The sequence below is a fragment of the Azospirillum sp. OGB3 genome, assembly GCF_014192915.1.
In the GTDB taxonomy this organism is placed as follows: domain Bacteria; phylum Pseudomonadota; class Alphaproteobacteria; order Azospirillales; family Azospirillaceae; genus Azospirillum.
Genome location: NZ_JACHYN010000006.1, coordinates 1 through 17,179 on the forward strand (window position 1 = coordinate 1; position 17,179 = coordinate 17,179).

The window sequence follows — 17,179 nt, forward strand, 5'->3', positions numbered from 1 at the left end:
CAGAACTCCCTTGAGAGCCGTGACAGACCATCACGTCGATAGGAGGCATGTGGACGGGCGGCAACGCCTGAAGCTGAGCCTTACTAATCGCTCGATCGGCTTGATCCTTCCCAGCAGGCGGCCCGCGCGCAGCGGCAAGCCCTGGACGCAACGAGCCAACACCGCAAGTACAAGAACGCAGACGTCCTCAACTTAACGAAACCTCTGCCGTCCGGTCCGGATGGTTCGCGTGTGCCTTGGTGACCTGGTGGTCATGGCGAGGCTCCCAACACCCGATCCCATTCCGAACTCGGCCGTGAAACGCCTCAGCGCCGATGGTACTGCGTCTTAAGACGTGGGAGAGTAGGTCGCCGCCAGGTCACCACGGCACACGCCAAGCCACCCAGGACTTGGACGATACGGTTTCAAACACGCTTGACAATCGGCTTCATGAACGGCAAGGCCGGCGCTTTCCCCTGCGGGAAGCGCCGGTTTTTCGTTGTGTTCGGAGTGTTGGAGATGAGCCCCCTCCCCAACCCTCCCCCGCCGCCGGCGGGGGAGGGGATCAAGGGGTTGGTGACGGGGGCGAGGAAGAATGGGGATATTGCCATGCCGACGGATGGTGACGTGCCGGATTGCGAAAGCTGCGGGGCCTGTTGCGCCTATTCCTGGGAATGGCCGACCTTCATCGGTGATTGGGATGGTGACGGGATCATGGAGCACCTGAAGGAGGACGGGCGCATGCGATGCAACGGCAACCGCTGTGCCGCCCTGATGGGAACCCTTGGCGAGTCGGTCTTCTGCAGCGTTTATGAGCAGCGCCCCTTGGTGTGCCGGGAATTCACGGCGGGAAGCGACGCCTGTCACTCGGTCAGGTCCCAGTTGGGGCTGCGAGATTGAACCACGCGCCGACGCGGTGGCGCAGACTGCGCCGTCGGTCTTCCTCCGGGGCCGGGGCAATGTCCCAATCCCAGCCGCGGTCGGGAGGGGGGAGGTCGAGCCCCCAGAGCGAGTCCTCACGCTCCAGAATCGCGCCGCCCTCCAACCACAGACTCTCCGTGTCGGTGAAAAGCGTTGCCTGCTCGGCAACGCTGGACAACCAGGTGCGATGGCTGCGCGCCAGGGCTTGGGCGAAGCGTTCCCGCTCCGCCTCCGGCCTGTTCGGCGCCTTGCGGTCGATGGCGTCCAGGGGCAGAAGCGGGAGCTGTGACAGCAGGTTGCAGGATAGGGCGAAAGCGAACCGTTCCCCCGGCAGTTCCGGCGGCGATGGTGAGGGAAGGGGCGACCCATCGGGCAGAGCGGCGTCCAGCGGCGCCAGCGCTCCGGTAACGTCAAGGGTGAGCAGGCGGACGTTGGGGTGGCGCCGCGCCTGTTGGCGAACGGAGCGGGAGTGCAGCATGTCGATCAGCAGGACTTCACCGAATCGCTCAGCGAGAGCAGGCAGCGGGACTTCGATCAGCAAGCCGGACCCCGCCACCAGCGCCCGCCCCCCGCGTGGAGCCCGTTCGGCTGCCTCAAGGACGAAGCGACGGCAAGCCTCGACATGCGGCGCCCATGCTCGTCGCTGACGGCGGTGGCGCGCTCCAAGAGCCACCATCTCCGCCAGATAGCCATAGCGGCGGGCCAGGGGCGGGCAGGGGGTGGTCAGATACTCGAAGGCTTCCCTCAGCATGGCCGCATCACGTCCCACCCGTCTTTCACCGGTTCGGGCCGCTACCCGAAGGGAACCCCTTGACCGGAACGGTTGGCAGGGTACCTATGGCGGCATGGTGGAGATCAAGAGGAAAGCGGCCCTGGTCACTGGGGCGGGAAAGCGGATCGGGCGTGCCATCGCGCTTGACCTTGCGGCGCGCGGCTGGCGGGTGGGGGTCCATTTCGGCCATTCCCGCCCCGAGGCCGACGCGGTGGTCGCGCACATCGTCGGGCAGGGCGGCGTTGCCGTCGCGCTTCAGGCCGACCTGGAACGCGAATTGGACGCGCAGGCGCTCGTGCCCGAAGCGGTGGAGCGCCTGGGCACGCTGTCGCTGCTGGTCAACAACGCCTCCCGCTTCGAGCGGGACGAGGTGGGGGACGTGACCCGCGAGTCCTGGGACCGGCACATGGAGGCCAATCTCCGTGCCCCGTTCGTGCTGAGCCAAGCCTTCGCGGCACAGGCGCCGGGCGACACGGAGGGGCTGATCGTCAACATGATCGATCAGCGGGTGTGGAATCTCACCCCGCATTTCATCTCCTACACCCTGTCGAAGGCCGGCTTGTGGACGCTGACGCAGACGCTTGCCATGGCGCTCGCCCCGCGTATCCGGGTCAACGCGATCGGACCGGGCCCGACGCTGAAGAACGTTCGGCAGACGGAGGAGGAGTTCGCCGCCCAGCGTGACGCGACTCCGCTCAAGCGCGGCCCCTCGCCCGAGGAAATCTGTGCGGCCTTGCGCTTCCTGATCGACGCGCCGTCGGTCACCGGTCAGATGGTCGCTCTGGATGGCGGTGAGCATTTGGGATGGGCGCAGCCGGCCTTGGGATTCGTGCCGACGGAATAGGCGGTTTGTCCAGGGTGCGCCTTGCCGTCTCGCGGTGGATACCCTGTGCCAGCGTACAGCCCGGCAGAACGACCGCGCGTTGTACACATCTCGCCCTGTCGGTGCAAGGGGCTGCTTGCACGATCCGAAAATTTAGCGCCACAGTGCCGACTTGACTCGAGGTGTCTTCATTAAAAACAATGACTTAGGGGAATTGCTCAATTTTTGTGCATAGCCTCGAAATCCCTTGGCCCGCCTTGGTTCTGTTAGGGTAGCCCTTGGGTTATCGACACACTTATCCACAGGAGTCGTGGATATCCCGAAGAGTGACCGCCAATGAGGTGAGTCGTTCGTCTTAACCATTCAGGACAGGGGGTGGTTGACCCATTCCCCGCACTCGACGACATTCGAGACATGGCCGACACTGCAGACACCCCCACCGATCTTGTCCTTCCGGACGCTGAGGGAGCCGACGTTGCGAACACGGATGCCCAAGGCGCCGGCGCGAGTCCGCGTCCGAGGCGGCGCCCCGCCGATCTCGCCCGCGGGGCGGAGGTGATCCGCGACCACCTGAAGACCCTGCCGCAGACGCCCGGCGTCTATCGCATGCTGGCGGGCGACGGAGCCGTGCTCTATGTCGGCAAGGCCAAGAACCTGAAGCGGCGGGTGTTCAACTACACCCAGGTCAACCGCCTGCCCGTGCGGCTGCAGCGCATGGTGTCGGAGACGGAGACCATGGAGTTCGTCACGACCCACACCGAGGTCGAGGCGCTGCTCCTCGAATCGAACCTGATCAAGCGGCTGATGCCGCGCTACAACGTGCTGCTGCGGGACGACAAGACCTTCCCGCACATCATGATCACCAAGGACCACGACTACCCGCAGCTGACCAAGCACCGGGGCGCGCGGTCGCGCGACGCCGACTATTTCGGTCCCTTCGCTTCGGCGGGGGCGGTCAACCGGACGATCACCGCGCTCCAGCGCGCCTTCCTGCTGCGCAACTGCGCCGACACGGTGTTCGCCGCGCGCACCCGGCCCTGCCTGCAGTACCAGATTAAGCGCTGCACCGCGCCCTGCGTGGAACGGGTCAGCCCGGCGGAGTATCAGGCGCAAGTCGATCAGGCCCGCGCCTTCCTGTCCGGCAAGAGCCGGGACATCCAGACGGAGTTCGTCGCGGAGATGACCAAGGCGGCGGAGAATCTCGACTACGAGACCGCCGCTCGCTACCGCGACCGTATCCGTGCGTTGACCGCGGTGCAGGCGCACCAGGACATCAACGTCGAAGGGGTGGTCGAGGACGCCGACGTGATCGCCGCCTACGCGGAGGGCGGGATGACCTGCGTGCAGGTGTTCTTCTTCCGCGGCGGGCGCAACTACGGCAACCGCGCCTACTTCCCCAGCCACGACAAGAGCGCCGAGACCCCGGAGGTGCTGGCCGCCTTCATCGCCCAGTTCTACGAGAACAAGGCGGCCCCCGGCCTCGTCCTGGTCAGCCACGACCTGCCGGAACAGGAACTGCTGACCGAGGCCCTGGCGCTGCGCGCCGGCCACCGGGTGGAGCTGGCCGCGCCCAAGCGGGGCGACAAGCGCCGCATCGTCGAACACGCCTTGACCAACGCGCGGGAGGCTCATGGACGGCGGCTCGCCGAAAGCTCGTCGCAGGCGCGGCTGCTCGACGGGGTGGCGACGGTGTTCGGGTTGGACGGCCCGCCGCAACGCATCGAGGTCTACGACAACTCCCACGTCCAGGGCGCCCACGCCATCGGCGCCATGATCGTCGCCGGGCCGGAGGGCTTCATCAAAAACGCCTACCGCAAGTTCAACATCAAGACCGAGGGCGCCGCCGGCGACGACTTCGCGATGATGCGCGAGGTCATGGCCCGCCGCTTCGGCCGGGCGATCAAGGAGGACCCGGAGCGGACGCAGGGCACCTGGCCCGATCTGGTGCTGATCGACGGCGGCATCGGGCAGCTCAACACGGCGTTGGGTGTGCTGGCCGATCTGGGGATCGACGACGTGACGCTGGTCGGCATCGCCAAGGGGCCGGACCGCGACGCCGGGCGCGAGCGCTTCTTCATGCCGGACCGTGCGCCGTTCCAGCTGGAAATGCGCGATCCCGTGCTCTATTTCCTGCAACGGCTGCGGGACGAGGCGCACCGCTTCGCCATCGGCACCCATCGGGCGAAGCGCACCAAGGCGTTGGGCAAATCGATGATCGACGAGGTTCCCGGAATCGGACCCAGCCGGAAGAAGGCCCTGCTTCACCATTTCGGGAGCGCCGTCGCCGTCTCCCGTGCCGGACTGGCGGATTTGGAGTCGGTCGAAGGGATCAGCAAGACGGTGGCGAAAAAGATATACGATCATTTCCATTCAGACGGTTAGAATGACGCCGCCCGCCGTGCGTTTCCCCCGATTCCAGAGTTGCGACCGATGCTGACCAGCCTGCCGAACCTGCTCACCCTGTCGCGCATCGCGGTGATTCCCGTCGTTGTCGGGCTGTTCTACGTGCCGGAAGCGTGGGCCGCCTACACGGCCTGCGCTCTCTTCGCCGCGGCCTGCATCACCGACTGGTTCGACGGCTATCTGGCCCGCGCCTGGGAGCAGGAAAGCGTCATCGGCAAGTTCCTCGATCCCATCGCGGACAAGCTGCTGGTCGCCGCGACGCTGATCATGCTGGTCGCCTTCGCCCGGCTGTCCGGGCTGTCGGTGCTGGCCGCCGTGGTCATCCTGCTGCGCGAGGTCCTGGTGTCCGGCCTGCGCGAGTACCTGGCCGGGCTCAACGTCGGGGTGCCGGTGACCTGGATGGCCAAGTGGAAGACGACGATCCAGATGGTGGCGATCGGCTTCCTGATCGTCGGTGACTACGGCCCGGTCCACATCCCGGTCACGCTGATCGGCACGCTGGGCCTGTGGGTGGCGGCGATCCTGACCTTCGTCACCGGCTGGGATTACATGCGCGCCGGGCTGAAGCACATGATGGCCCACCAGCCGGCCAAGCCCAGCAAGGGCGCTCCGGGGAACCCGGCCCGCACACCAGGCTGATTTGCTCGCGCTGAGTCGCCGTTTATGCAGACGGCTTTCCGACCAGCGGCAGAGCGGGCCGCAAATCCGGTTTGTCCGTTCGCATGCCCGTGTGTTTCTGCTATGTGACCGGAGAACGCCCGCGCAGCGATGGGCGGCAAGGCGGAGGATAGGGGCTTCCATGAAGATGTTCGGCCTGACGGGGTGGAGCGGCAGCGGCAAGACGACGCTGATCGTTCGCCTGATCCCGGCGCTGATCCGGCGCGGCCTGACCGTTTCGACCATGAAGCACGCGCACAAGGGCTTCGACATCGATCATCCCGGAAAGGACAGCCACAACCACCGCGAAGCCGGCGCCACCGAGGTTCTGGTCAGCTCGCCGCGCCGCTGGGCGCTGATGCACGAGATCCGCAACGACGAGCCGGAACTGACCCTGTCGGAACTGCTGCCGAAGCTGTCGCCCGTCGACCTGCTGCTGATCGAAGGGTTCAAGCGCGAGCCGCACGAGAAGATCGAGGTGTGGCGCGCCTCGGTGGGCAAATCGCTGATCGCGCGGGACGATCCGAGCATTGTCGCGATCGCCAGCGACGGGCCGGTGCCGGACGCCGGGGTTCCCGTCTTCGACCTGAACGACGAGGAGGCCATCGCGTCCTTCATCATCGAGCGTTGTGCGCTCGACCGATGCAGGGCAACGGGGCAGGCTGTCTGAGACGGCGGACGGCCTGAAGCAGAGTGGTCCGGCATAAGGTTGACGGACGGCGGTGTGCGGGGTGGAGTGGAGCGATGGCTCAGCTTAGCGACGATTGCTTCGCCTTCGGCGGGGAGATGATGGCGGTGGACCGGGCGCTGGAGCTTCTCTCCGGCCGCCTCCACCCGGTCACGGAGACCCATCGGATCGGTCTTGCCGACGCGCTGGGCCATGTGCTGGCCGAGGACGTCGTCGCTCCGTTCAACGTGCCGCCCCACGACAATTCGGCGGTGGACGGCTACGCCGTCTTCTTCGACGACCTGACGCCCGACGCGGCCACGCTGCTGCCGGTCACGGCGCGCGTCGCCGCCGGCCATGCGCTGGACCGTCCAGGACGGCGCGGCGAGGCGGTGCGCATCTTCACCGGCGCCCCGATGCCCGCGGGATTCGACACGGTGCTGATGCAGGAGGACTGCAAGGCGGAGGAGGGCTCCGTTGCCATTCCCCCCGGCATCCGCCGTGGCGCCAACCGTCGCCGCGCCGGGGAGGACATGGCGCAGGACAGCACCGTCCTGACCGCCGGACGCCGGCTGCGGGCGGAGGACATCGGCCTGCTCGCCTCGTTGGGGCGTCGGGAGGTGACGGTGCGCACGGCGCTGCGCGTCGCCGTCTTCTCCACCGGGGACGAGGTGCGCGAGCCGGGCGTGCCTCTGGAGCCCGGCTGCATCTACGACGCCAACCGCTTTGCCCTGATCGCTGCGCTGCGCCAGCTCGGCTGCGGCGTGACCGACCTCGGCATCCTGCCCGACCGGCTCGACGCCGTTCGCGGCGCGTTGGAAGAGGCGGCGGGGACGCACGACGTTCTCATCACCTCGGGCGGCATGTCCACCGGGGAGGAGGACCACGTCAAGGCGGCGGTGGAAGCGTTGGGCGGCCTGCATTTCTGGCGGCTTGCGATCAAGCCGGGGCGCCCGGTGGCTCTGGGTACGGTCAAGGGCGCAACCAAGGGGGCAGCCGTCTTTGTCGGCTTGCCGGGCAACCCGGTGGCGGTCATGGTCACCTTCCTGCGCATCGCCCGCCCGATCCTGCTCCGGCTGATGGGGGCGGCCGACGAGGTTCCGGCCTTGTTCCCGCTGCGCGCCGGCTTCACCTACAAGAAGAAGGCCGGGCGGCGCGAGTATGTGCGGGCCACGCTCGCCCGCGCCGCCGACGGGGTTTTGACCGCGGTCAAGCACCCGCGCGACGGGGCGGGCATCCTGTCGTCGATGGTCGAGTCCGACGGGCTCGTCGAACTGCCGGAAGAGATCACCCGCGTCGAGCCGGGGATGATCGTGGATTTCCTGCCCTTCAGTGAGGTTCGGTGATGAAGATCCTCTATTTTGCTTGGCTGCGCACCAAGATCGGCGTGGCGACCGAGACGGTGGACCTGCCGGCGGAGGTCCGCGACGTCGGCGCCCTGGTGGAGTGGCTGAAGACCCGCAGCCCGAAGCACGCCGACGCGCTCGCCAACAGCACGGTGGTCAAGGTCGCGGTGAACCAGGAGCATGTGCCCTACGACCACCCGGTCGGCCCCGGCGACGAGGTGGCCCTGTTCCCGCCGGTGACCGGCGGCTGAGGAAGGAAGCATTGCCGTGACGGTGAGGGTGCAGAGCGAGGATTTCGACGTCGGCGCGGAGCTGGCCGCGCTGACCGGCGGCAAGACCGGAATCGGCGGGGTGACCCTGTTCGTCGGGCTGGTGCGCGACATGGCCGGCGGCGAATCCGTCAGCGCCATGACGCTGGAGCATTATCCCGGCATGACCGAGCGGCAGTTGGAGGCCATCGAGGCGGAGGCGCGGGCGCGTTGGCCGCTCGACGACGCGCTGATCATCCACCGCTACGGGCGGCTGGAGCCGGGCGACCGGATCGTGCTGGTCGCCACCGCCAGCGCCCACCGCGAGGCGGCCTTTGAAAGCTGCCATTTCCTGATCGACTGGCTGAAGACCAAGGCGCCCTTCTGGAAGATGGAGGCCACTCCGGAAGGTGAGCGCTGGGTGGAGGCCAAGGAGTCCGACGACGAGGCGGCGGCCCGCTGGACGAAACCGGCGTGAGGTGAGAGGCAGGGCACAGACGGCGCCCTCCTCACAGTGATTGGATCCGCTCCCGCGCAAGGCTGTGCGCGCATGCGGAGTGTCCGATCATGCGAACCCGGTTCCTGCTCACCGGACTGGTGATCCTGTCGCTGGGTACATTCCTGTCGTGCCCTGTCCAAGGGAAGGAGCGGCAGACGGCGCAGCGGATTCTGACCGACCCGGCCAGCGGTTGCCGCGTCCGCGACCCTGATCCGAGCCGGGGGAGGTCCGTCCGCTGGAGCGGCGCCTGCCACAACGGCTTCGCTCAGGGCGCGGGTGTTCTTGAAATGTTCGATGGTGCGGAACCGACGGACTGGACCGAGGCGGTCTTCGTCGATGGCCGGGCCGAGGGGCCGGGACGCCGCGGACGCGCGGATGGGACGATCTTCCAGGGGCGTTTTCGTCACGGTCTCGCGACTGGCATGGGAACTCTGACCCTGCCGGACGGGCACCGCTACGAGGGGGCCTTCGCGTTCGGGCGCCCGACCGGGGAGGGGGAGTTCATCGCCTCCATGGGGTTGCGCTACCGCGCCCAGGTCGATCGGGACGGACGGGTGTGGCCCGGCGCGCTTCTCGGCGCGAAGCCTCCCGAGGCCATCCAGTCGGCCGAGCGGCTGGAACCGCGGGGCAAGGCGGCGCCGGGCAGCCTGGAGGAGTGGTTGCGCACGCCGCCGTGGGACTACCGTGATCCGACGTCCAGCGATCCGACATCCAGCGATCCGACATCCAGCGATCCGGCGCCGGGCGATGCGAACCGGCGTTGACCAGCTTTGCGCAGGCGGCGTTTGCCAGACGCGCCCCGCCGTGGTGACATCGCAAGCCCCTTTCGGATGACGGCGATGAACTGGCAGACCCTCGGATTCTTCTTCGCGACGGCCTTCGTGCTGTCGATGACCCCCGGCCCCAACATGCTGCTGGCGATGAGCCTCGGCCTGCGCTACGGCGTCCGCCGGGCGGCCTGGGGCGGGCTCGGCATGTGCGTGGCGCTGACGACGATGGCCACCCTGTCGGTGCTGGGCCTCGGCGCCCTTCTGGCGGCGTCGGAGCCGGCCTTCCAGGCGGTGAAATGGGCGGGCGTGGCCTATCTGACCTGGCTCGGCATCGCCGCCTGGCGGGCGCCGGTGCCGGATGGCTCGCCGCGCGCCAGCGGTGCCGCGGCGGTGGAGGAAGCCCCGGCCCATCGCCTGTTCCTGCGCGGGCTGCTGGTCGCCTTCAGCAACCCGAAGGCGCTGGTCTTCATGGCCGCCCTGTTTCCGCAGTTCATCGACCCGGCAACCCCGCTGATGCCCCAGCTTGTGGCGCTGGTGGCGATCATGGTGGTGATCGAGTTCGGCTGGATCATGGCCTACGCCACCGGCGGCAACAGCATTGGCGCCCGCTTGACCAGTGCATCCGCCACCCGGACCCTCAACCGCTTGACCGGCGGCCTGATGATCGGCGCCGGCGGGCTTCTGGCGCTCGCCCGCCGGCTGTGATCACTCAGTCCATCCGACGGAGGGTCGTCTCCAGACGGCCCTTGCCGGAGCGGTCCAGCCACGTGGCGGACAGGCGCCCGTCCGTGCGGATGCTGTAGCGCAGCACGTTGCGCCCCTTTTCGTCGAACACCAGTTCGTCGTTCTCGATGCGGCCCTTGCGCTGGGCGCGCTCCATCGGCTGGTCGGCCTCCATGCCCGGCCCCAGCACATAGTCGGCGTAGACGGCGTCGCCGTCGACCCGGTCCACCGCCAGCGCGATCTCCCGCCCGTTGATGTAGGCGCCGTACCAGACGCCGAGGAAGGAACGGGCGCCGGTGCCCGCCGGGGAGGAGGTGCCGCTGCCGGTGCGCGGTTCCGGCGCCGCGGCCCGCATCAATTCCGCGCTCGGCGTGCGGCCCCAGGATTCGTCACAGGACGGGTCGCCCCGCCGCGGCGGCGCCTCGGAAAAGCGCAGGATGCAGGACCCGAAGCGCCGGACGAACATGCCGGTCGTCGCGGCGCCGTGGCCGGTCAACAGGGCCGGCTGATCGACCACGATGTGGTCCAGCCCGCGCGAGGACAGGATGCTGCGCGCCGACTCCCCGCGTCCGCCCGGGTCGAAATCGTCACCATGGAAGAAGAACAGCATCACCCGCGCATTGTGGATGCCGCGCAGGATCGGCCAGAGCTGGGCGGCGTTGTCGCGGAAGCTGTCGTAGGAGTCGGAGAAGTTTCCAAAGGCCGCGGGGGCGGTGCCGACGACGGCATCCACCCTGTCGCTCTGCCCGGCGGCCATCAGCGAGATGAAAGCGCCGAAGGACTGGCCGGTCAGCACGACCTTGCGGTAGCCACGGTCCTTCAATTGATCGGCGTAACCCGCGAGCGCGCGGGAGCTGTTCGGCAGCGTGTCGCTGACCCGCATGCGGTCCAGCCGGAACACATCCCACCCGGCGTCCTTCATGGTCTTCATGTAAAGCGGCGTGGGAGCGCTCGAATCCTCCACATCCACCGACCGGCCGTGGCTCCACACCACAGCGCCGCGGGCCATGGTCGGGCCGAGCAGGGCACCGTCGCCATAGGCCGCGTTCAGGTGAATCTGGGCCGCCGCCGTCTGCGCCGTACCGAGCATCGCCAACGCCACCACCAATCCGAGCAGCGCCTGTCCGATTGTCCGCCTCATCCTTCCACGCTCCTGTCTGCGGGCGTGGAAAGGGTCCAAGAATATGGTTAACCCGATCTTTCCAGCAGGGGAGGCCGGCGTTTGTCACGGAGCGTTGTCACAGCCTCCATCGGTGTGGGTGCCCTGCGTCAGAAGGTCCATGGATTGCAAATGCGAATGACTCGCAAATCAGGCATGGATCGTCTAAGGTCGGTTCCGTCACTTCAGTCGGGAGGGGTCAACATGTGCGATTCGGTGGGCGGGGGGCGATTGTCCCCCTGGACGGTGTCCGATCTGACGACGGCGGAACGCGCGCTGCTGACCGGTTTCCGGCAGTGGTTCCGTCACGGCACCGCCGGCGCGATGGCCGCCATGCGGGCCAGCTTCGGCGTCGCCGGCGTGCCGTCGTCGGCTCTGCTTCCGCTGTTTGCCCTGCTGGGCACCTTCGCCGTCACCAACGCCGGCCGTCCGGCCTTTCGCTGCCCGTCCTGCTCTCGGGTCGGGATGGACGAGATGGCGGTGCTGGACGCGCTTGCCGCCATGCAGGCCGGGGAAGGGGACGTGACGACGCAGGTGTTCGACCGCTGGCTTCCCCTGGTCGCCCTGACCATGGCCACGGATTCCGCGCGGGAGTTGGCGGACATCCTGGACGGCGCGCGCATCCGTCTGCCGCGGCGCCGTCCAGCCCGGCTCATAGCGCTGGCGGCGGAATGACCGGCGCGAAGCCGGCTCCGGTCTGCCAGGGCACCCGCCGGAACAGCGGCTTGCGCATGATCCACTGATCGATGGGCACCTGGACCAGTTCGCCGGCCGGGGTGCGGTAGGAATAGCGCCCCCGTTCGGTGCCGCGCAACTCGTAGCCCAGCCGCTCGTAGAAGACGAGGACCCCGGCGTTGTCCCGGTCTACGCCCAGTTCCGCTTCCGAATAGCCATGGTCGAGCGCGGCACCCTCGGCGGCGGTCATCAGTCGCGTGGCGATGCCCCGGTTGCGAAAGGGTTGGAACACCCGCAACGCCCACAGCGTGGCGCGTCGCAGATGCCGCTTGCGCTGGAAGTCGATGCAGATCTGACCCGCAGGAAAGCCGTTGACCTCCGCCACGAGGAGGGCACCGCTTCCTCGTTCCTGGGCGCGAAAGGCCGTGGCGAGGATTTCCCGGTGCGGTGTATGCAACCCGAACCATTCGAGTTCCGGCAGGTCGGTCCGGCAGGCCGGGCGAATTGTGACGGGCAGGCTGATCACATCCTGCGACGCGGTGGCGGCGTCCATTCCTCCTCCGGACTTCAAACCATCTGAGGGAATGAACGGAGCGACTCCGCGCGGCGTTCCCCGCGACCGATGAAAGTCTTGCCGAACGGGACAGAGCGGTTGCGGACGAAATTCAGGTGAGCGGGCCGGATCGGCGTCGTTACCCAAAGCTTCTCTTTTTAAGCGTCGAACAATCTGTGGTGTATGATGATTGGACGGATTGACCGGTTGAGCGGTCTTTTGGTAAGTCTCTAAATGAAATGGGGAGGCGGCGGCGCTGTGGATCAGTATGGCGCGAAATCGATTCCCCAAAGACGGAGGAGGGGAGCGCGATGGTTAAAATCGTCAATCTGGGGCGCACCGGCCTTTTTGTCGTGATGCAGAACGGCGCCCTGACCACCATCGGTGGCCGCAGCCACTGGCGTTCGCTGGATGATGCCCGTTCGGCCGTCAGTGTGGCGAAGATCAAGGTCAGCGATACAGTCCTGCGCACCGTTCTCTGACGGCAAGGACCGTGTCAGCGTCCGGACAATTCGCTTATCCCGCTAAGCCGGCGGCGCAGAACGGGCCGCCGGCTGCCGACCGCCGCAGCGGTCAGCCGGCCCGAACCCGTGCAAGAAAGCGATCGACCTCGGCCCGCAAATTGTTCGACTGAACGGACAATTCGTTCGTCGCCGACAGGACGCTGCGCGCTTCCGATCCCGTGTCCGACGCCGATGCATTGACGCGCACGATGGTCTCGCTGACCTCGCGCGTGCCGATCGATGCCTGCTGGACGTTGCGGGCGATCTCGGTGGTGGCGGCACCCTGCTCCTCCATGGCCGAGGCGATGGAGGTCGAAATGTCGTTGATCCGCGCGATGGTTTCCGAGATCGACCGGATGGCCAGAACGGCGTCCTGGGTCGCCCCCTGAACCGCGCCGATCTGGGAATTGATTTCCTCCGTCGCCTTGGCGGTCTGGTTGGCGAGGCTCTTCACCTCTGACGCCACGACGGCGAAGCCCTTGCCGGCCTCCCCCGCGCGCGCCGCCTCGATGGTGGCGTTCAACGCCAGAAGGTTGGTCTGGCTGGCGATGTCGTGGATCAGCTTCACCACTTGGCCGATGCGGCTGGCGGCGTCGGCCAAGCCCTGAACGGTGGTGTTGGTGCGCTCCGCCTGCGACATGGCCTCGCCGGCGATCGCTGCCGACTGAGTCACCTGATGGCTGATCTCTCCGATGGAGGCGGTCAGCTCCTCCGCAGCCGCGGCGACCGTCTGGATGTTGACGGAGGCTTCCTCCGCGGCGGCCGCAACCTGTGTGGACTGCGCGCTGGTTTCCTCGGCGGTGCGGCTCATGTTCTGGGCGGTGCCCTGGAGCTGATGCGCGGCGGAGGCCACCGCCTGCACCACGCTCTTCACCTCACGCTCGAACGAATCGGCGGTGGTGCCCAACTCGCGTGAGATGATCGCGGCGGTGTTCAGGTCGACATAGACGGAGGTCGCCAGATCCATGTCGAGGAAAACCGCCTTGTTGATCGCCTGCATCAACTGCGCAAGCTTTTCCGGCTTCTTGCGGTAGATCTGATAGGCGAGGTCGATCAGCTTGTTCAAGGTGAAGCAATAGGCGCCCGTGTACCAGCGCGGCTCCAGGCCGATGCGCTGGTGAGCCTGCCCGATCTTCAGCACCTGCGCCATGTAGGCGTCGTCAAAGGTGCCGGTGAAGACGTTCTTCAGCCAATGCTGCTTCTGCATGTCGCGCGCCCGGCTGACCACGGTCGGATCGGCGAGGAGCGTCGCAACCTGCGGGACCGCGCGCAGGTAGCCGTAGAAATCCTCAAGGATCTGATCGATGCGCTGGGCGAGATAGGGTTGGAAGTCCCGGAGGACGGCCTTCGTGGGTTCGTCGATTCGCAAAAAGGAAATTCGGTCGAGGATGGATTGCGTCTGGGCAGAATGCGACATGGATCGACTTCCCCGCGAAAATAGGAGCGCATCAGATTAGCGCAATTTGTTTTTAATGCAAAGTAACTAACCTGCGGCCGGCACTATGGAGGGTTATGATCGGCGTGGAAACCGGCAGAGTTGTCGCAGGTCGGCAAATCATTAAAGGCAGGTGAAAATAAAAAACCGGCGGAGCCGTTTAGCATCCGCCGGTATGCAATGCATTTCGCTTGGAAGGACTGCCCGTCTACATCAGGCAGCCATGTGGGCCGGCGCGCGGCGCAGAGCCTGCGCGGCGCTGAGGACAGCCTTCTGCAGCTTCTCGAAGGCGCGCACCTCGATCTGGCGCACCCGCTCGCGCGACACGCAGAACTGCTGGCTCAACGATTCCAGGGTGGAAGGATCATCCTTCAGGCGACGCTCGAACAGGATGCGGCGTTCACGGTCGTCCAGACGCTCGAGTGCCTGCCCGACCAGCCGGCGGCGCAGCGCCAGTTCGTCGGCATCGGCGATCACGCTCTCCTGCGTCGGCCGGTCATCGGCCAGAAGCTCCAGCCAATTGGTTTCGCCGTCGCTCGACAGGGCCGCATCGAGCGAGCTGTCGTTGGACGAGAGCCGGCGGTTCATCTCGATCACCTCCTGCTCCGGCACATCCAGCTCGGTCGCGATGGCGGTGACCGTGGACGGGGACAGGTCGCCCTGCTCCAGTTCCTGCATCTGGCTCTTCAGGCGGCGCAGGTTGAAGAACAGCTTCTTCTGCGCGGCGGTCGTGCCCATCTTCACCAGGGACCAGCTGTGCAGGATGTACTCTTGGATGGAGGCGCGGATCCACCAGGTGGCGTAGGTGGCGAAACGGAAGCCGCGTTCCGGATCGAACTTCTGGGCGGCCTGCATCAGACCCACATTGCCTTCGGCGACGAGGTCGGGCAGGGGCAGGCCGTACCCGCCGAAGCCGCGGGCGATCTTGATGACCAGCCGCAGGTGGCTGCCCACAAGACGCTCCAGCGCGTGGCCATTCCCGCGGTCGCGCCAGGCGACAGCCAGCTCGCGCTCCTCGTCGGGGGCCAGGATGGGGAACCGCTTCGACTCCTCGACATAACGGGTCAGGCTGGCGTTTTCACCAGTCAGGAGTTTCTTGAGCACACCGGCCTCCTCTCTCCAACGCTCCACCGTCTCTTGCCGTGGAACCCTTTCGATGGCCGTTCGCAGACGCCCACCGTTTCGGCATTTTTTTTTCTGGGAGATTTGCCGAAATTATCCGGGAACACGTCAATCAGACATTGATACTGTGCCGCCACCTCCAAGTTGGATCAAGCCTTGAAACGGCGGTGCAGCAATATTTTTTGGCCTATGTCCGGACTATTCGGTCCTTATGAATGCCGAAAAGATCAGAAGAACTTTTGGAAGATTGGCGAAAAGATGACGATTTTCGTTTGGAGCTAAGGCAGATACGGTTCTCTCCGCTTTGTTATCACTCGGCCGGACGTATGTGTCTTTTGCAGTAGCCGCGGCCATACAGGCTATGGGATCGGCTTCTTGGCATAGAACGTTCCTCAGGGGAGCGTGCGGTGAAACGCGATGTCGCCCCGGCGACCCTTCTGTTCACCGGACCTTGGGGTGTGCTATTCCAAGCGGGAACGTGGCGAGAGGCCCCTCATGCACATCCGCGACAGCCGGCTGGATGATCTGCCGCGCATCCAGATGATCTACACCCACCACGTCCTGACCGGCACGGCCAGCTTCGAGGAGGTTCCTCCCAGCCTGGATGAGCTTGCCCGCCGACGGGACGACGTTCTGGCCCGGAGCATGCCCTATGTCGTTGCGGAGATGGACGGGCGGGTCATAGGATACGCCTATGCCGGTCCCTACCGGCTGCGCACGGCCTACCGTTACTGCGTTGAGGATTCGATCTATCTCGACCCGGACTGCACGGGCCGCGGCGCTGGCCGGGCCTTGCTCGCGACCGTGATCGAGCGCTGCACGGCGGCGGGATGCCGTCAAATGCTCGCGGTGATCGGCGACAGCGGAAACGCGGCGTCCATCGGCTTGCACCGGAGTCTGGGTTTCGAATCAGCGGGCTTGCTGAAGGCGGTCGGGTTCAAGTTCGGGCGCTGGGTGGACAGCGTCCTGATGCAGCGCCCGCTCGGTCACGGGCAGACCGCATTGCCTGACGATCGTTGATGGAGCAGCCACCGGCCATTGGCCGGCGAGCGCCGAAAGAAAAGGGCGCATCCTGAGGATGCGCCCACCGTCGACCGCAGGGTGAAGGGCAGGCAGATCAATCCTGCGCAACCCGCTTGCGGCCCAAACCGAGCTTCGTGGCCATTTCCGACCGGGCCTTGGCGTAGTTCGGAGCGACCATCGGATATTCCGCCGGCAAATTCCATTTGGCGCGGTAATCGTCCGGAGACATGTCGTAGACGGTCTTGAGATGCCGCTTCAGCATCTTCAGCTTCTTTCCGTCCTCCAGACAGATGATGTATTCCGGAGTGACCGACTTCTTGATCGGCACCGCGGGGACCAACTCGGCCTTGGCTGGTGCGGCCCTCTCCTCGCCCAGGCCGTTGAAGGCCGCCTGAACGTTCAGAATCAGCGCCGGCAGGTCGGCGACCGGCACCGTGTTGTTGCCGACATAGGCCGAGACGACCTTGGCGGTCAGGGCCTGCAATTCCGATGCTTCGATGGTCATGGCCGCGTTCAGCTCCGTTCCCCAGTGAGTCGGCTGGTTTCAATCAGCCTTGATTCAGGCAATTCGATCAGACGTTTACCACGTCACGCAACTGCTTGGCGGGTTTGAAACGCGGCGCCTTGGATGCGGCGATCGGCACCGCTTCGCCAGTGCGTGGGTTTCGCCCCTCGCGAGCGGCGCGCTCGGCAACCTCGAAGATGCCGAACCCGGCAAGACGCACCTCCTCACCACGGGCAAGCGCCGAGGAAATGCCTTCAAACACCGATTGGACGACCTTCGCCGCATCGGATTTGCGGATGCCGGCGTTGGTCGCGATGGTCTCAATGAGTTCGGCTTGGTTCATGCGAAACTCCTGGTGCCTTCGCGAGGGTGGATTTTCTCGTGTTCTTGGCAGAT

19 protein-coding genes, 2 rRNA genes and 1 pseudogene are annotated in these 17,179 nt (G+C 66.2%); 15 read left to right on the forward strand and 7 right to left on the reverse strand.

Annotated features, from left to right (window positions below; translation table 11 throughout):
• The 3 genes from FHW79_RS14030 to FHW79_RS32725 all read left to right on the forward strand — a co-directional run.
• Positions 1–108: ribosomal RNA gene (locus FHW79_RS14030) — 23S ribosomal RNA — on the forward strand; the annotation flags it as partial.
• Positions 109–243: 135 nt separating this feature from the next.
• A 5S ribosomal RNA gene (rrf, locus tag FHW79_RS14035) occupies positions 244–359 on the forward strand.
• A 70-nt stretch (positions 360–429) separates the two neighbouring features.
• Positions 430–879, forward strand: coding sequence for a YkgJ family cysteine cluster protein (locus FHW79_RS32725; RefSeq protein ID WP_247884374.1), 450 nt, complete (start codon positions 430–432; stop codon positions 877–879).
• Here FHW79_RS32725 and FHW79_RS14045 read toward each other — a convergent pair.
• The gene (locus tag FHW79_RS14045; RefSeq protein WP_183179519.1) at positions 851–1,651 is read right to left on the reverse strand and encodes a hypothetical protein; all 801 of its coding nucleotides are present in this window, start codon (positions 1,649–1,651) and stop codon (positions 851–853) included. The two genes, FHW79_RS32725 and FHW79_RS14045, sit on opposite strands and share 29 nt — an antisense overlap.
• Before the next feature lie 94 nt (positions 1,652–1,745).
• On the opposite strand from FHW79_RS14045, the gene FHW79_RS14050 reads away from it, so the two are divergent.
• The 9 genes and pseudogenes from FHW79_RS14050 to FHW79_RS14090 all read left to right on the forward strand — a co-directional run bounded on the left by FHW79_RS14050 (position 1,746) and on the right by FHW79_RS14090 (position 9,790).
• Positions 1,746–2,516, forward strand: coding sequence for an SDR family oxidoreductase (locus FHW79_RS14050; protein ID WP_183179520.1), 771 nt, complete (start codon positions 1,746–1,748; stop codon positions 2,514–2,516).
• 522 nt (positions 2,517–3,038) lie between these two features.
• A pseudogene (gene uvrC, locus FHW79_RS14055) lies at positions 3,039–4,877 on the forward strand (excinuclease ABC subunit UvrC); the annotation flags it as partial.
• A gap of 48 nt (positions 4,878–4,925) precedes the next feature.
• A complete protein-coding gene (gene pgsA / locus FHW79_RS14060; RefSeq protein ID WP_183179522.1) occupies positions 4,926–5,537 on the forward strand; it encodes a CDP-diacylglycerol--glycerol-3-phosphate 3-phosphatidyltransferase in 612 nt (203 codons plus the stop codon).
• Positions 5,538–5,697: 160 nt separating this feature from the next.
• Positions 5,698–6,225, forward strand: coding sequence for a molybdopterin-guanine dinucleotide biosynthesis protein B (gene mobB / locus FHW79_RS14065; RefSeq protein WP_183179523.1), 528 nt, complete (start codon positions 5,698–5,700; stop codon positions 6,223–6,225).
• Positions 6,226–6,299: 74 nt separating this feature from the next.
• The gene (glp, locus tag FHW79_RS14070) at positions 6,300–7,568 is read left to right on the forward strand and encodes a gephyrin-like molybdotransferase Glp (protein ID WP_183179524.1); all 1,269 of its coding nucleotides are present in this window, start codon (positions 6,300–6,302) and stop codon (positions 7,566–7,568) included.
• The gene (gene moaD / locus FHW79_RS14075) at positions 7,568–7,819 is read left to right on the forward strand and encodes a molybdopterin converting factor subunit 1 (protein WP_014240490.1); all 252 of its coding nucleotides are present in this window, start codon (positions 7,568–7,570) and stop codon (positions 7,817–7,819) included. The genes glp and moaD overlap by 1 nt, the downstream gene beginning before the upstream one ends.
• A 16-nt stretch (positions 7,820–7,835) precedes the next feature.
• Complete coding sequence (gene moaE / locus FHW79_RS14080) at positions 7,836–8,294, forward strand: molybdopterin synthase catalytic subunit MoaE (protein ID WP_183179525.1); 459 nt, start codon at positions 7,836–7,838, stop codon at positions 8,292–8,294.
• 89 nt (positions 8,295–8,383) lie between these two features.
• A complete protein-coding gene (locus FHW79_RS14085) occupies positions 8,384–9,079 on the forward strand; it encodes a hypothetical protein (protein WP_183179526.1) in 696 nt (231 codons plus the stop codon).
• Between the two features lie 75 nt (positions 9,080–9,154).
• A complete protein-coding gene (locus FHW79_RS14090; RefSeq protein ID WP_183179527.1) occupies positions 9,155–9,790 on the forward strand; it encodes a LysE family transporter in 636 nt (211 codons plus the stop codon).
• 4 nt (positions 9,791–9,794) lie between these two features.
• Here FHW79_RS14090 and FHW79_RS14095 read toward each other — a convergent pair whose 3' ends face one another.
• Positions 9,795–10,949, reverse strand: a complete 1,155-nt coding sequence (locus FHW79_RS14095; protein ID WP_183179528.1) for an alpha/beta hydrolase — start codon at positions 10,947–10,949, stop codon at positions 9,795–9,797.
• A 222-nt stretch (positions 10,950–11,171) separates the two neighbouring features.
• Here FHW79_RS14095 and FHW79_RS14100 point away from each other — a divergent pair, with 222 nt between their 5' ends.
• Positions 11,172–11,642: a hypothetical protein gene (locus FHW79_RS14100; RefSeq protein ID WP_183179529.1), complete on the forward strand. Its 471-nt coding sequence runs from the start codon at positions 11,172–11,174 to the stop codon at positions 11,640–11,642.
• Here the strand turns inward: FHW79_RS14100 and FHW79_RS14105 are convergent.
• Positions 11,620–12,195 carry a GNAT family N-acetyltransferase gene (locus tag FHW79_RS14105; protein WP_183179530.1) on the reverse strand — a complete coding sequence of 192 codons (576 nt, stop codon included), beginning with the start codon at positions 12,193–12,195 and terminating at the stop codon, positions 11,620–11,622. The two genes, FHW79_RS14100 and FHW79_RS14105, sit on opposite strands and share 23 nt — an antisense overlap.
• 311 nt (positions 12,196–12,506) lie before the next feature.
• Between FHW79_RS14105 and FHW79_RS14110 the strand changes: the two genes are divergently transcribed.
• Positions 12,507–12,677 (forward strand): hypothetical protein, encoded by a 171-nt coding sequence (locus FHW79_RS14110; RefSeq protein ID WP_183179531.1) that lies wholly within the window; start codon positions 12,507–12,509, stop codon positions 12,675–12,677.
• Between the two features lie 91 nt (positions 12,678–12,768).
• Here FHW79_RS14110 and FHW79_RS14115 read toward each other — a convergent pair whose 3' ends face one another.
• The gene (locus FHW79_RS14115) at positions 12,769–14,115 is read right to left on the reverse strand and encodes a globin-coupled sensor protein (protein WP_183179532.1); all 1,347 of its coding nucleotides are present in this window, start codon (positions 14,113–14,115) and stop codon (positions 12,769–12,771) included.
• A gap of 231 nt (positions 14,116–14,346) precedes the next feature.
• Entirely contained in the window at positions 14,347–15,237 is an 891-nt protein-coding gene (gene rpoH / locus FHW79_RS14120; protein WP_038527871.1) for an RNA polymerase sigma factor RpoH, read from the reverse strand.
• Positions 15,238–15,750: 513 nt separating this feature from the next.
• On the opposite strand from rpoH, the gene FHW79_RS14125 reads away from it, so the two are divergent.
• Positions 15,751–16,275: a GNAT family N-acetyltransferase gene (locus tag FHW79_RS14125; RefSeq protein WP_183179533.1), complete on the forward strand. Its 525-nt coding sequence runs from the start codon at positions 15,751–15,753 to the stop codon at positions 16,273–16,275.
• Positions 16,276–16,372: 97 nt separating this feature from the next.
• Here FHW79_RS14125 and FHW79_RS14130 read toward each other — a convergent pair whose 3' ends face one another.
• Complete coding sequence (locus FHW79_RS14130) at positions 16,373–16,783, reverse strand: MucR family transcriptional regulator (RefSeq protein WP_183179534.1); 411 nt, start codon at positions 16,781–16,783, stop codon at positions 16,373–16,375.
• Positions 16,784–16,850: 67 nt separating this feature from the next.
• Positions 16,851–17,126 carry an HU family DNA-binding protein gene (locus FHW79_RS14135; RefSeq protein ID WP_183179535.1) on the reverse strand — a complete coding sequence of 92 codons (276 nt, stop codon included), beginning with the start codon at positions 17,124–17,126 and terminating at the stop codon, positions 16,851–16,853.
• Positions 17,127–17,179 lie beyond the last annotated feature (53 nt).